At 65.4% G+C, this 13890-nt stretch carries 14 protein-coding genes; 9 read left to right on the top strand and 5 right to left on the bottom strand.

The features are described 5' to 3' along the window. Window positions 1–186 precede the first annotated feature (186 nt). Both yidA and AACW18_RS18105 read right to left on the bottom strand, forming a co-directional pair. Entirely contained in the window at window positions 187–996 is an 810-nt protein-coding gene (yidA, locus tag AACW18_RS18110; protein ID WP_218389457.1) for a sugar-phosphatase, read from the bottom strand. A gap of 122 nt (window positions 997–1118) precedes the next feature. Beyond that, on the bottom strand, window positions 1119–2786 hold the full coding sequence (locus tag AACW18_RS18105; protein ID WP_339381585.1) for a DUF342 domain-containing protein: 1668 nt from the start codon (window positions 2784–2786) through the stop codon (window positions 1119–1121). Window positions 2787–3054: 268 nt separating this feature from the next. On the opposite strand from AACW18_RS18105, the gene AACW18_RS18100 reads away from it, so the two are divergent. The 5 genes from AACW18_RS18100 (at window position 3055) to AACW18_RS18080 (ending at window position 7147) form a co-directional block, all read left to right on the top strand. Beyond that, the gene (locus tag AACW18_RS18100; protein ID WP_218389456.1) at window positions 3055–4005 is read left to right on the top strand and encodes an HlyD family secretion protein; all 951 of its coding nucleotides are present in this window, start codon (window positions 3055–3057) and stop codon (window positions 4003–4005) included. A 123-nt stretch (window positions 4006–4128) separates the two neighbouring features. After that, window positions 4129–5058 (top strand): ABC transporter ATP-binding protein, encoded by a 930-nt coding sequence (locus tag AACW18_RS18095; protein WP_042651943.1) that lies wholly within the window; start codon window positions 4129–4131, stop codon window positions 5056–5058. Further along, on the top strand, window positions 5055–5192 hold the full coding sequence (locus tag AACW18_RS18090; protein ID WP_042651944.1) for a hypothetical protein: 138 nt from the start codon (window positions 5055–5057) through the stop codon (window positions 5190–5192). The genes AACW18_RS18095 and AACW18_RS18090 overlap by 4 nt, the downstream gene beginning before the upstream one ends. Window positions 5193–5304: 112 nt before the next feature. After that, window positions 5305–6399, top strand: coding sequence for an ABC transporter permease (locus tag AACW18_RS18085; protein WP_218291045.1), 1095 nt, complete (start codon window positions 5305–5307; stop codon window positions 6397–6399). A 232-nt stretch (window positions 6400–6631) separates the two neighbouring features. Continuing rightward, window positions 6632–7147 (top strand): metal-dependent hydrolase, encoded by a 516-nt coding sequence (locus AACW18_RS18080; RefSeq protein ID WP_042651946.1) that lies wholly within the window; start codon window positions 6632–6634, stop codon window positions 7145–7147. A gap of 82 nt (window positions 7148–7229) precedes the next feature. Here the strand turns inward: AACW18_RS18080 and AACW18_RS18075 are convergent, their stop codons facing one another. Continuing rightward, the gene (locus AACW18_RS18075; RefSeq protein ID WP_218389455.1) at window positions 7230–8393 is read right to left on the bottom strand and encodes a competence/damage-inducible protein A; all 1164 of its coding nucleotides are present in this window, start codon (window positions 8391–8393) and stop codon (window positions 7230–7232) included. A 276-nt stretch (window positions 8394–8669) separates the two neighbouring features. Between AACW18_RS18075 and AACW18_RS18070 the strand changes: the two genes are divergently transcribed. Both AACW18_RS18070 and metA read left to right on the top strand, forming a co-directional pair. Continuing rightward, window positions 8670–8942: a hypothetical protein gene (locus AACW18_RS18070; protein WP_218291047.1), complete on the top strand. Its 273-nt coding sequence runs from the start codon at window positions 8670–8672 to the stop codon at window positions 8940–8942. A gap of 141 nt (window positions 8943–9083) precedes the next feature. After that, a complete protein-coding gene (metA, locus tag AACW18_RS18065; RefSeq protein WP_218389454.1) occupies window positions 9084–10031 on the top strand; it encodes a homoserine O-acetyltransferase MetA in 948 nt (315 codons plus the stop codon). 87 nt (window positions 10032–10118) lie between these two features. Here the strand turns inward: metA and AACW18_RS18060 are convergent, their stop codons facing one another. Further along, window positions 10119–10631, bottom strand: coding sequence for a phosphatase domain-containing putative toxin (locus AACW18_RS18060; RefSeq protein WP_042651949.1), 513 nt, complete (start codon window positions 10629–10631; stop codon window positions 10119–10121). Window positions 10632–10790: 159 nt separating this feature from the next. Here AACW18_RS18060 and AACW18_RS18055 point away from each other — a divergent pair, with 159 nt between their 5' ends. Next, on the top strand, window positions 10791–11261 hold the full coding sequence (locus tag AACW18_RS18055; RefSeq protein ID WP_025325515.1) for an Lrp/AsnC family transcriptional regulator: 471 nt from the start codon (window positions 10791–10793) through the stop codon (window positions 11259–11261). A gap of 71 nt (window positions 11262–11332) precedes the next feature. On the opposite strand, the gene AACW18_RS18050 is transcribed toward AACW18_RS18055, so the two are convergent. Next, window positions 11333–13297, bottom strand: coding sequence for an LTA synthase family protein (locus tag AACW18_RS18050; RefSeq protein ID WP_218389453.1), 1965 nt, complete (start codon window positions 13295–13297; stop codon window positions 11333–11335). 262 nt (window positions 13298–13559) lie between these two features. Here AACW18_RS18050 and AACW18_RS18045 point away from each other — a divergent pair, with 262 nt between their 5' ends. Then, entirely contained in the window at window positions 13560–13814 is a 255-nt protein-coding gene (locus AACW18_RS18045) for a DUF2442 domain-containing protein (RefSeq protein WP_042651951.1), read from the top strand. Window positions 13815–13890 lie beyond the last annotated feature (76 nt).

The raw sequence follows: 13890 nt of genomic DNA, 5'->3' as shown, positions 1-13890 counted from the left end.
CCGTTCAATATGTCAAACGAAATGATGCAAAAATGTTAATCATGATAATGACTAAGCCGTCTTGAGTCCCTGTATCAGGGGCCTGAGCGGCAATGGGCGGGGGCGTGTGGGCAAGGCATGGTGGATATATTAAACATTCGGCGGGAGGGGAAAAGCGAAGGGGCATCCAGGGATGCCCCTTAGGGATCAGGCGTTCAGGATGAACTGCTCGATCACCTTGGCCACGCCCTCATCATCGTTGCGGGCCGTGGTGTGCTGCGCCAGCCCCTTGATCTCCTCGGTGGCGTTGCCCATGGCGACCCCGAGTCCGGCGTATTCGATCATGTGGCGGTCATTGCCCGCATCGCCGACCGCGATCACCTGGGCGGCGCTGAGGCCAAGGTGCTCGGCCAGGGCGGCGACGCCGGTGCCCTTGTTGCTCTGCTTGTTCATGAACTCGAGGAAGTAGGGGGAGCTGCGCACCACTGTGTAGCGCTGGTAGAGCTCGGCGGGCAGCTGGCTGATGGCGCGGGAGAGCAGGGGCTCCTCGTCGATCATCATCACCTTCATGATCTGCTCGTCCAGGGGCAGGGTGGCGAAGTCCACCAGGTTGATCGGCATGTCGACCAGGCGGGACTCGTGCTCGGTATAGGTGCTGACTCTGGGGCTGATAAGCCCCTGACGGACGGAGAAGCCGTGGATGTTCACCCCCAGCTCATCGGCCAGGTGGGCGATGGCGCGGGCATCGGCGCCGGTCAGCAGCTGGCTGCGCAGGATGCGGTGATCCGCGACCTGTTGCACCAGGGCGCCGTTGTAGCAGATGACATAGTCATCCGGGCCGGTGAGGCCGAGCTCGATCAGATAGGCGCTCATGCCTTCCAGCGGCCGTCCCGAGGTCAGCACCACAGTGACGCCCCTGGCGCGGGCCGCCGCGATGGCGGCGTGGGTGCGCGGGGTGATCTGACCCTGAGGGTTCAACAGGGTGCCATCCATATCCAATGCGATCAGCTTGTACATCTTCTCACTACCTGAGTCTGGCCGGCCCACCCGATGGGGCCAAGGGGAGGCCGAGTGTAGCGAAATTCACCGCCGGGATCACGCCATGCGTCCCATGGATCGGGCCGGTGGTGGGGTGCCCCTCACTTGTGGCCCTGATAGGGGGTCAGTTGCAGCTGCTCGTCGCGGATGACGAAGCTGATGGGGCCGTGCTCTATGTCGACCCTGTTGTGATGGTGGGCCATCTCCACCTCGACCCCGGGAAACAGGCGCTGGGTCGCGACTATGTTCATGCCGGCCATCAGCAGTTGCAGCTGTGCCTGGGTCGCCACCAACTGCTCGTTCAGCGACTTGGCCTCGTCGAGCTGGCGGATGCGCAGCGTCTTGATCTTCTGCACCGTCTCGGGATTGCGCTTCTCCCTCGGCAACTGCAGCAGCTTGAGGATGAGATCCTGCAGCTTGAGCAATTGCTCCCCACAGGCCTGCTTGCGCTGGCGCAGGGTCTGCTCCTGCTCCTTGTGGCTGAAGTAGCCGCCGAGGATCTGCAGCCGGGTCCGGTTCGCCGCCGAGGCTCCGATCACCGGGGCCATGACCAGCCGGTTGGCGATGCTGATCCCGCCGATCAGGTGGCCCTTGCGCATGGCGCTGTCGCCGACCCTGAGATCCTGGCCACTGCGGCAGTAGCAGTGGCTGAGCTGGCTCTGGATATGGATGTCGCCATCGGCCTCCAGCCTGGCGTACTGCGCATAGCTGGCGTGGATCTCGCCGCCGGCGCTGAGCTGGCACGGGTATTCGTCGTTGTCCTCCTGCTTGCGGCCTATGATGCCGTTGCGCACCGTGATGCTGCCACCCGACACCACGGTGCCATTTTCGACGAAGCCGCCGATCACCACGTCGCCGCTGGCCTGGACCCGCATGCCGGGCATGACGTCGCCGGTGACCAGCAGCGATCCCTCGAAGATGACGTGACCGTGGCGGGCATCCACCTGTTTGACGCTCAGCACCTCGTCGACCCGCATGCCGCTCTTCTCATGGCAGGGCAGGCCGTTGCGGCTCGCCAGCAGCAGGTCGGGATCCGCCGCCGAGACGCAGCTGCCTTCCCCCACAGTCATCTGGCTCTCCTTGCCCGCTCTGGCCGGCAGCGCCTGGCCGGTCACGGTGAAGCCGTCGATGCCCCGGGTGGCGGGATGGCGCCGCATCAGCGGGGCGCCCGCCTTGACGGTGATCAGGGCGCCCAGATCGCGCATGTCGACCCTGCCATGATCCAGCTCCTGGGGCCTGAGGATCCGCTCGGCCGGCGTCTCGACCAGGCGTTCCAGCCGGGTATCCAGGCCGTGCTCGACCGGCCGGCCGAGGGCGATGACATGCCTGAGCTGGGCGCCGGGCGCGGCCTCCTTGCTGGCCAGGATGGCGGCGGCGAGCAGGCTGTCACTCAGCCCCTGCTTGATGCCGCTCGCCACCACGGCGTCCTGCAACTGGGCCTGGGTCAGCCATTTGCCGCCCCAGTCCGCGGTGAGCTGGGCGGTGGCGCTCATGGCGTCTTTCTCGATCACCACCAGCACGCAGGCGTCGTGGCGCTGGGCTATAGGCACGGGGGGATGGGGGCGGGCGTCCGGGTTGGCCAGCAGGGCGTTGAGCAGGCCGATGGCCTGCCGGATCCCCTCGCTCAGCGGCTGATAGCGCCGACAGTTGGACGCCAGCAGCAGGGACAGGACCTGGGCCTCGGTGATGGGGTGGGCGAGGCCGGGGGCGATGCGCAGGCAGACCAGCGTCATGTCGGCCGATAACAGTAACCACTCTTTGTTCAACACTGGGGCAGCTCTCCCTGGTCCCGATCCGGCTGGTTCCCCTGGTGGCCAGGGCGGGATCCTTGTCGCAAGCCGCGACCGTCTTGGCGGCTCAGAATCGCAGTATTCGGGCATTTCTCTTTCCGGGTCAACGAGCTGAATGCAAATGGGTGAGCTGGGTGGAGGAAATCCAGGGTGACAAGGGGTATGCTGGCGACGAGTGTATCAATTGCGCCTCATTCCCCTGTGCCACCACCTCGGGATGGGAAAATGGCTTGCGAAAGGAGCCCAGATGCGACGTCATTGCCTGCTGTCGGCCACCCTGCTTGGCCTGCTCAGCGCCTGCCAGCCCACGACCCAGGGCACGGCCCTCGGCACCCTGGAGCGGGACCGGGTGCTGCTGACCGCCACCGCCAACGAGATAGTCCGCGCCCTGCCGGTGGCCGAGGGCAGCCCGGTGGCCGAGGGGACATTGCTGGTGCGGCTCGATGACAGCCGCCAGCAGGCGGTGCTGGCCCGGGCCAGGGCCGAGGAGGCCAGCGCCACAGCGGCGCTGGCCCGCATGACCAATGGCGAGCGGCCGGAGGACATAGCCGCGGCCCACGCCAGCCTCGACAAGGCGCAGGCGGCGGTCATCGAGAGCGAGCGCAACTTCAGGCGCATCGATCGTATGGTGGCGCAGAAGTTGTTGAGTCCCTCCGAGCTGGACAAGGCCCGCGCCCAGCGCGACGGCGCCCTGGCCGAGCAGGATGGCGCCCGCCAACAGTTCGACAAGTTGACCCGGGGCGTGCGGACCGAGGACATCGACGAGGCCACCGCCAAGCTGGCGGCGGCCCGGGCGGATGTGGTGCTGGCCGAGCGGGAGTTGGCGGATCTCACCATCATAGCGACCCGCAGCGGTCGCCTCGACAGCCTGCCCTACAACCTGGGAGAGCGGGTCCCGGTGGGCGCCGTGCTGGCCGCCTTGCAGGCGGATCAGGCGCCCTACGCCCGGGTCTATGTGCCCGAGCCCGCGCTGGCCCGCTACCGGATTGGCGAGTCCATCGCGGTGCGGGTGGACGGCGTGCCTGCGCCCCTCACCGGCCGGCTGCGCTGGATCTCCAAGGAGCCCGCCTTCACCCCCTACTACGCCCTCAACGAGCAGGACAGGGCCCGGCTGGTCTATCTGGCGGAGATAGACCTGCCCGGGGCACAGGACTTGCCCAGCGGCCTGCCGGTGCAGGCAGAGCCCTCCCATGAGTGAGCCGTCGCTCGATCGAGTGCCGACGTCAGCGGAGTCTTCTCATGAGTGAACTGGCGATCCGGGCTGGGGATAAAAGTGAGTCGTCGCTCGACCGGCTGCGCCCATGCCGGCGAGGGTCTTCCCATGAGTGAACTGGCGATCCGGGCTGAGGGCGTGAGCCGCCGCTTCGGCGACTTTCTCGCCGTGGACGGGCTGGATCTCAGGGTGCCGAGGGGGCAGATCCAGGGCTTTCTCGGCCCTAACGGCTGCGGCAAGTCCACCACCTTGCGGATGCTGACCGGCCTGCTCACCCCCTCCGCCGGCGACATCGAGGTGCTGGGCCTCGCCATCCCGAAACAGGCGGAGGCGCTGCGCCGGCGCATCGGCTATATGACCCAGAAGTTCTCCCTCTACGACGAGCTGACCGGCTGGGAGAACCTGGAGTTCATGGGCCGGATCCACGGCATGGGCGGCGCGCCTCTCAACATCCGGCTGCACGAGCTGCTGGCGACCTACGAGCTGAGCGAGCTGGCCAGGCGTCGGGCCGGGGCCATGAGCGGCGGCCAGAAGCAGCGGCTGGCGCTGGCGGCGGCGGTGATCCACCGCCCGGATCTGCTGCTGCTCGATGAGCCCACCTCGGCGGTGGACCCGCAGAATCGGCGCGACTTCTGGGAGAAGCTGTTCGATCTCAGCGAGGCGGGCACCACCATCCTGGTCACCACCCACTACATGGACGAGGCGGAGCGCTGCCACGCGCTGGCCATCATGGAAGCGGGCAAGGTGCGGGCCCAGGGCTCGCCCCAGGCGCTGATGGAGGGGATGAATACCCAGGTGGTGGAGGTGCTGGCCCCGGATCTGCGGCTGCTCAAGCAGCAGCTGTTGCAACTGCAGCCGGTGCGCTCCGCCGCCCAGCTCGGCCAGCGGCTGCGGGTGCTGGTGGACAAGCAGCTGGCGGATCCCGTGCCCTGGCTGCAGCAGGCCTGTCCGGCCCTGGCTGGCGCCGCCATGGCGCTGGTCAGGCCTAGCCTCGAGGATGTGTTCGTCAGCTGCACCGGTCAGGAGCCAAGGACATGAACGGCCTGCGACGGCTCTGGGCAATTACCCAGCAGGAGCTGAGGCAGCTGGCGCGGGACCGGCTGACCTTTGGCACCCTGGCGGTGATGATCCTGTCCCGTCTAACCCTGAGGGCAAGCCGATGGACGGTCTGAGGCGGTTATGGGCCATTACCCAGAAGGAGCTGCGTCAGCTGGCACGAGACCGGCTGACCTTTGGCACCCTGGCGGTGATGATCCTGCCCCGTCGAACCCTGAGGGCAAGCCGATGGACGGTCTGAGGCGGTTATGGGCAATTACCCAAAAGGAGCTGAGGCAGCTGGCGCGGGACCGGCTGACGTTCGGCATGGTGGTGATGATACCGCTGCTCCAGCTGCTGCTGTTTGGCTACGCCATCAACACGGACGTGCGCCACATCCCGGCCGGGCTGGTGGACATGAGCCAGAGCGTGCCGGGTCGGCTGTTGGTGGAGGCGGTGAAGGCCAGCCAGGTGGTGAGCATCAAGCAGCGCTACGTGGGGCTGCAGGAGGCCGAAGCGGCGCTGACCCGGGGCGAGGTGCGGGCCGTGCTGGTGCTGCCTCCCGACTTGAGCCGCCGGCTCAGCGCCGGCGAGAGCGCGGGCCAGTGGCTGGTGGACGGCTCTGACACCATGATCGCGGGGGCCCTGCTCGGCCTGCGCACCATGCCGCTCTCCGATCTCAAGCCGGATCTGGTGCCCCTGCCGCCCACCTTCGAGACGGTGCTCTACTTCAACCCGTCCCGCCGCTCGGCGGTCAACATAGTGCCCGGCCTGCTCGGGGTGATCCTGACCATGACCATGATCATGTTCACCTCGGCGGCCATAGTGCGGGAGCGGGAGCGTGGCAACCTGGAGCTGCTCATCACCACCCCGGTCAGTTCGATGGAGCTGATGATCGGCAAGATCCTGCCCTACATAGGGGTGGGCCTGATCCAGGTGGTCATCATCCTCGGCCTGGGTCACTTCATCTTCGCGGTGCCCATCAACGGCGCCCTGAGCCAGGTGCTGCTGGCGACCCTGCTGTTTATCGCCGCCAGCCTGACCCTGGGGCTGCTCATCTCCACCCTGGCCCAGACCCAGTTGCAGGCGATGCAGATGACGGTGTTCATCCTGTTGCCCTCCATCCTGCTGTCGGGCTTCATGTTCCCCTACGAGGGGATGCCGGTGCCGGCCCAGTGGCTCGCCGAGCTGCTGCCCGCCACCCACTTCATGCGGTTGATCCGGGGGGTGGTGTTGCGGGGGGGCGAGCTGTCCGATCTGCTGCCGGATGTGTTCTGGCTGCTCGGCTTCACCCTGCTGATGCTGACCCTGGCCGCCCGCCGCTTCAAGAAGAGCCTGGATTGACCCTTATTCCGGCGATCCCGGCTCTGGGCTATGGGGTGGCTTGATTGGGTGCTGTATGAGTCATTCATGTTGGCCGGTGCCGGCTATGGCATCGATTTCGGGATAAATGGCTGAAAATATCGGGGCAGAGGCGCGATTCACCTTGCTCATTGCGCCCCGAGGGACTCTAATCTGCCGCCCAACGCCGTTGGGCTTAGCACCGTCCTTTATCCCCTTGCCCCATAGAGCCATCATGACCGCCCAAGGCCATCTGCTGTTTTCCGTTACCTGCGCCCTGCTTGCCCACAAGTTACCGCTCACCCCGGCCCTGGCCGAGGCCAGCCTCTGGCAGATAGTGCCCGCGGCGCTGGCCAGCGCCCTGCTGCCCGATCTGGATCATCCCAACTCACTGCTCGGCCGGCGCCTGCCCTGGATCTCGGGGCCGCTCTCCCGCCTGTTCGGCCATCGCGGCTTTACCCACAGCCTGCTGGCGGTCGGCATGGCTGTCTGGGGGCTGGCGCAGTTTCAGGCGCCCGGCCTGCTGCCGGTGGGGGTGAAGGATGCGCTGATCATCGGCTATCTGAGCCACCTGCTCGGGGACTGGCTCACCCCGGCCGGCATCCCGCTGTTCTGGCCGATGCGCCAGCGCTTTAGGCTGCCCTACCTGTCGCTCAGGTGTGGGGGCGGGGTGGAGACGGCCTTCTGCGTCCTGACCCTGGCGCTCGCCGGGTTCTGGACCCAGGGCGGCATGGCGCTCAACGCCTTCTAGCGTGGCTTGGGGCTCATCTGCCTCGTGTATCAGGGGAGCCGGCCTGGGGCCCTGACGCAAGCCGGTACCCAAAATATCCGCCTTAGTCGGCCCGCTGCGCCGTTCTCGGCAGGGTGAGGTAGTCGGCGATCACCGGCACCCCCAGCAGGTGGCGGCGCAGCATGTCGAGGGCGGCGAAGGCGAGGATCCGGCGGCCGCTCAGTGGATCCGGGTGGCTGAGCCGCAGCGTCTGGCCGATCTGCTGCCCGTCGGCGCACAGCAGCAGCGGCACGCCATCCGCGCCCGCCATGCCTATGGTCAGGCTCAGCCCCCGCTCGACCCCCGTCAACTGGCCGAGTTCGCCGGCGAGCTCGCCGCTGAAATGGGCCTCAAGCTGTGAATGCTCATGGCAGAGGGCGAGCAGGGCACCCCGGCTCTCCCCCTCGAACAGGGTCAGCGGCCTGTCCCCCAGCAGGGCCAGGATCTGGCTGGCCGGCTCCTCGTCGCCGCGCCCCACCAGCCAGGGCCGAGTCTCGCCGAGCAGGCGCGCCTCGGCGGCCGCCATGTCCGCCGCCGAGGCGCCATGACCGATGAGTTTCAGCTCGATGAGCGGCATAGAGGAGCGATAGCCGAGCTCGATGCCGCTCGGCCAGGGGGTGGCGTCCAGCTTGTCGCTGAGCGCCGATTCCGAGATGCCGAAGCTGTAGAAGCGGCGCAGCTCGGTGTCGGCCTGCGCCCCGGCCAGTACCTTCAACCGCGGCAGGATCTGCTCGCGCACCATCTGCTTGAACTCGAACGGCACGCCCGGGGTGAAGAAGATCCTGCTCTGGCCGTGCCCGGCCGGGTGATGGACCAGGAAGCCGCAGGCGGTGCCGACCGGGTTGTCGAGGATCTCGCACTCCCGGGGCAGCCAGGCCTGCTTGGCGTTGCTCGCCGGCATGGGACGGCCCCGGCTGGCGTAGCGCGCGGTGATGGTGGCGAGCCAGTCGGGGAACAGGGTCAGCGGCTGGCCAAAGGCCTCGGCCGCCGCCTGGGCGGTGAGATCGTCCGCGGTGGGGCCCAGGCCGCCGCACACCAGCACCACCTCGGCGCGCCCGGCGCTCTCCTGCAGCACGGCTTTCAGATCCGCGAGGTTGTCCCCCACTGTGGCACGGCGGCGCACCTGCCAGCCCTGCTCCAGCAACAGGGCGCTGAGCCAGGCGGCATTGGTGTCCACCACCAGGCCCGTGACTATCTCGTCTCCCGTGCTGATGATCTCGATACGCATGCTGGTTTCCTCGGGTTGAACAGGCTGGCTGGAAGGCGCCATGGGGCAGGCTGGATAGAGTGCAATTGTACCCAGATCCCCCTGCCGCTGGCGATATCCAGGCGTCGTGACGGGAGCGGAATGAGGATCAGACACCTCTTTGTTAACCAGCCAGTAACAAGGGTGAACCCTGGCTTAAGCGTGGGCATGTTTTCCTGTGGCAACAGTCACGTTCCATGACAGAGGTGGGGTAAAATGCTCACCAATTGTTCAATTGTTCAAAAAAAGGTCATGACCATGAAACACGCAGCCTTGTTGCTGGCCCTGCTGGTGGGCTCCCCCGCCTGGGCCGGCTTGCAGATCAACTCCAACGACGTGCGCATCAATGTGGACGGCGATGAAGCCGACGAGTGGAAAGAGAAGCACAGTGATGACTGCTCGAGCATCGCGGTCGGCGACGTCAAGGTGAGCAGCGAGGGCTGTGACGGCAAGGGCAAGAACAAGGAAAACAGCAGCGTGCACGGGGACAATAACCCCGGCAAGGGCCACAACAAGGCCAAGAACAAGTGATACAAGGGCGCCAACAGGCGCCCTTGTTGTCAGTGCCGTCGAGGGAGGACGAATGCACAGGTAACTGATGACAGGCTGGGCGCTTTATTATAGGCTTCTAGATGTCCAGACATATTTACCGATGCAGTACAGGGAGTAAGCATGCCGATCAAGATCCCGGACCAGTTGCCCGCCGCCGAAGTGCTGGGGCAGGAGAACATCTTCGTGATGACGGAATCCCGGGCCGTCACCCAGAACATCCGTCCGCTGCGGGTGCTCATCCTCAACCTGATGCCCAAGAAGATAGAGACCGAGATCCAGCTGATGCGGATGCTCTCCAACTCGCCGTTGCAGGTGGATGTGGATCTGCTGCGCATCGACGATCGGGAGTCGAAGAACACGCCCCAGGCGCACCTCGAGAACTTCTATCACGACTTCGAGCAGGTGCGTGGCAACAACTACGACGGCATGATCATCACGGGGGCGCCGCTCGGGCTGGTGGAGTTCGAGGAGGTGGTCTACTGGCCGCGCATCGTCGAGATCATCGAGTGGTCTCACCAGCACGTGACCTCGACCCTGTTCCTGTGCTGGGCGGTGCAGGCGGCGCTCAAGGCGCTGTACGGCATGGAGAAGCAGACCCACGGCGAGAAGCTGTCCGGGGTCTATCGCCACCACCGCCTCGACGAGCACGAGCCGCTGCTGCGCGGTTTCGATGACGAGTTCGTCGCGCCGCACTCCCGCTATGCCGCCTTCGACGGGGATCTCATCCGCGCCCACACCGATCTGCAGATCTTCGCGGAGTCAGAGGAGGCGGGGGTCTATCTGGCGGCGACCAAGGATTGCCGCCAGGTGTTCGTCACCGGCCACCCCGAATACGATGCCCTGACCCTGGATGGCGAGTATCAGCGGGATCTGGCGGCCGGGCTCACCCCCGTCATCCCGGTCAACTACTACCCGGACAACGATCCCGGTCAGACTCCGCGCGCCAGCTGGCGCAGTCACGGCCACCTGCTGTTTTCCAACTGGCTCAACTACTACGTCTACCAGCTCACCAGCTACCGGTTGGAAGACATCGGCAAGGTGTTCACCTACGAGCAACCCAAGGCATAGGTGCCATCGGGACAGCTCACTAGCAGTTGGGTGGAAGACATCGGCAAGGTGTTCACCTACCAGCAGCCCAACTCCTAGGGCCCAGGCTCAGCCGGCCAGCCGGTGCGCCAGGGCGTCGAGCCAGTGGCGATGGCAGGCCAGGGTGAAGGCGCGGGGCCGCTTGGCCCGGATGGCGGCCATGGCCTCCTGCTGCGACTGACCCAGCGTCATCAGCAGGGCGGCGGCCACCAGCCCGGTGCGCCCGCTGCCCCCCTTGCAGTGGATGGCCAGCTGCTTGCCGTCGCGCAGCAGGGCGATCAGCCGGGGCAGCGCCTGCTGCCAGGCTTGCTCGAAGGCGGCATCGGGGGCCTCGTCGTCCTCGATGGGCAGGTGGAACCAGCTCATGCCCCTGGCGTCGAGCTGCGGGCCGAGCCGCTCCAGCCCGACGCTGGCCAGCTCGGCCTCCGTCATCAGGCTGATGACCCCATGGGCCCCGGCCAGTTGCAACTGGTCCAGGACCTGCGCCGGGGGGACCTGCTGGGTGCCGGGGCAGGGGGTCAGCAGGAGCTGGCCATCGAGGCGTGGCACCTCCAGGCTCCAGAAGGGGTGGGAGGGATGCATGGATTTCCTTGTCGAGTCTGACATGGTGTCAAACGAGTTTTTTGCGCCGTGGCGAAGTGCGGCAAAGCATAGGGGGCGGCGCCACGATGTCAATCTGCGTTGTGTTCGGCCCGGTTTACGGGCAGAGTCTAAAAAAATTGAGCGATGCAAGGAGTAAAGATGAGAAACCTGGATCAACTGGATTTGGACATCCTGGCCCATCTGTTTCGCGATGCGGGCATGACCAACAAGGACCTGGCGGCCCTGGTCGGGGTGGCGCCGTCCACCTGCCTGGAGCGGGTGCGCAAGCTGCAGCAGGATGGGGTGCTCAAGGGAGCCCACTGCGAGGTGGATTATCAGGCGCTGGGTGGCCACATTCAGGCCATGGTCTCCCTGCAGCTGGCGCGCCACAGCCGTCAGATCATCGATGCGTTCCGCGATGCCATACTGGCGTTGCCCGAGGTGATCAGCCTGTTTCACATGGGTGGTAAGGACGATTTCCTGGTGCATCTCTGCGTCGCGGACACCGAGCACCTGCGCAACTTCGTGTTCGATCACTTCACCTCGCGGGAGGAGGTGGTGCACCTCGAGACCTCGCTGGTGTTCGAGCACAGATTCAGCCGCTCACTGCCCTGCTTCACCCATCCCTGAGCGCCCGCGCGGCGCACAGAGGGAAGAAAAAAACCGCCTGCTGGCGGTTTTTTTCTGGCGGTGGCTGACCCTCAGTTGAGCACCAGGCGGCTGTCCGGCGCCGTCTGGTAGAGTCCCTGCTGATAGGCCAGGTTGCCCCAGAGCACCAGGCCCAGCGCCGCCTCCTTGAGCTCATCGGGCTGGGGCGCCGGTTGCAGGCGCTGACTGGCGGCATCATACCGATAGCCCTCGGCCGGCCGCTCCGGCTGCAGTATCACCACGTCCTTGCCCCTCATCAGGGCGAAGTTCTTGTCGTACTGCATGATGGCTCGCCCCGGCCAGTCGTCCGGCATGCGGGTCAGATCCTTGCCCAGCATGGGATAGTCGGCGCTTATCCCCATCAGGGAGAGCAGGGTCGGCGCCATGTCTATCTGGCTCACGACCCGCGAGTCCTGGCGAGGCTTTATCCCCTCGCCGACGATGACCCCGGGAATGTGGAAGCGGGGAATGGGCACCAGATCGGCGCCGCTGACCCGGCTGTCGTGATCGGCGATGACCAGGAACAGGGTGTCTTGCCAGTAGTCCGATTGGCGGGCCTGCTTGAAGAACTCGCCGACGGCATGGTCCGCGTACTTGGCGGCGTTGTTGCGGGTCTGCTTGGGTTGCTCAAAGAGCGCGATGCGATCGTCGGGAAACTCGAACGGATCGTGGTTGCTCGAGCTGAACACCAGGCTGAAGAAGGGCTTGCCCTGCTTGCTCAGGGCCCGGAACGTCTCGTCGGCCTTGGCCATCAGATCCTCGTCCGAGGCGCCCCATGAGCCTTCGAATACCGGATTCTCGAAGTCCTTCTGCTCGATGATGGTGGTGAAGCCATTGCCGAGGAAGAAGCTGCGCATGTTGTCGAAGTGGCTCTCGCCGCCGTAGATGAAGCTGGTGCTGTAGCCCCGTTGCTTGAGCAGATCCGCGATGGTGAAGAAGTTGGTCTGGCTCTTGCCGAGCTTGACCACGGCCTGGGCTGGAGTCGGCGTGAAGCCGGTGAGCACGGCCTCGATACCGCGCACCGAACGGGTGCCGGTGGCATAGAGCTGCTCGAAGGCCCAGCCCTGTTGTGACAGCGCATCTAGGTTGGGGGTGAGCGGCAGGCCGCCGAGGGAGCCGACGAACTGGGCGCCGAGGCTCTCCTGCAGTAGGATCACCAGATTCTTCGGCTTGCCGGCATAGCTGGCCTCGTTGGCGGTCTGGCTGGGCAGGGTCTCGGAGCTGTAATCCTGGTCGGGGCGACCGCTCTCCCGGCGCACCAGCTCCAGGATCCGCTCCCGGGGCAGCTCCCCATAGAATTCGCCGGCGCTCTCCTCGTTGCCCATCTGCTTGATGGCGAAGAACAGGGAGTAGGAGGAGTTGACGGTCAGGGCGTTGATCAGGGGATCGCTGGCAAAGGCCACCATGGCGGGATTGAGGGCCCGGTGGCCCAGGCTGGAGCGGGCGCCGAGGAAGCCGATGGCCAGGATCAGCAGGGCGAAGGCCGGGCGCAGGTACCAGCGCGGGAAGCTAAGGTGCCGTATCAGGCGTCCGCTCAGCCACCAGCCTCCCCCCAGGGTCAGCAGGCTGAACACCAGGGCCAGCAGCAGCTCACCCTTGCGGCCCGCCCACAGCATGGCGAGTACTTCCTTCGGGTAGATGAGGTATTCGATATAGAGGCGGTTGGGGCGCACCCCGTACTCGGTGACGAAGGAGGGGGTGGAGATCTCCAGGAACAGCATCAGCCAGAGTCCCAGCGTCAGCCAGACCCGGATAAGCTGCAGCCAGGCGCGGCCCAGGGCATGGGGGCTGGCCAGCAGCAGGGTGAAGACGGCGGGGACGCCCCACAGCCAGCAGAGGGTGGCAAAGTCGACTCGCAGCCCTTGCAGCAGCAGCTGTGACCAGCCGGCGACGGCATCGACCCGCTCCTGTTGCCAGAGTCCGAGGGCTATCCGGCTGGCGGAGAGGGCGATGAGCGCGATCGCCGAAAAAATGGCGATGGGCCAAAATGGACCCAGCCAATGTCTTATTTTTGTCATTGTTATTCCTGATAAAGCCAATTTCTTGATGCCCATCCGAGGGCACTTTTTCTTATATTGCAGGGTTATGACAGTGGGGGCGGTGAAAGGTTGCGGCGGGGTGATGAAAAGCAAGCTATTGATAATATTAATTTTTTAATGAGCAATCCCGGTCGGGTCAAAAGACAGCATAAACGACTGGGATTAGTGTGATCCCCGCTACAAAGCGGGGAGAAGGGCTTTTCTATAATGGCGCCGAACTCTCTCAATCGGAGCCGAATTCATGCCGGTCTTTCTCGATGTCGAGTATCTGCGGGAGTGGTGCCTGTTCGTGGTGCTCTCCGACGGCACCACTGGGGTGCTGGACCTGACTCCCTGGCGCGAGCAACCGCTGTTTGCCAGTATCCCCTCGGCGCGCCACTGCGCCCGGGTCTTCATCAATCGCCGCCATCAGCTGGAGTGGCCGGGGGGTTGCGTGCTGGCCGCCCAGGAGGTCTATCACCTGATCCAGCCCGTCGACGAGCGCAACCTGCACTGAGCTGACATGCTAACTCGTTGAGCCAGATAACGTTTTCAGTCACATACCCCATGCGTTCCGACCGTTATCATGGTCC

The sequence above is a fragment of the Aeromonas sp. sia0103 genome, assembly GCF_963895295.1.
Taxonomy (GTDB): Bacteria; Pseudomonadota; Gammaproteobacteria; order Enterobacterales; family Aeromonadaceae; genus Aeromonas; species Aeromonas encheleia.
The sequence above is the reverse complement of the archived record's forward strand: the minus strand, read 5'-3'. Positions and strand labels throughout refer to the sequence as shown.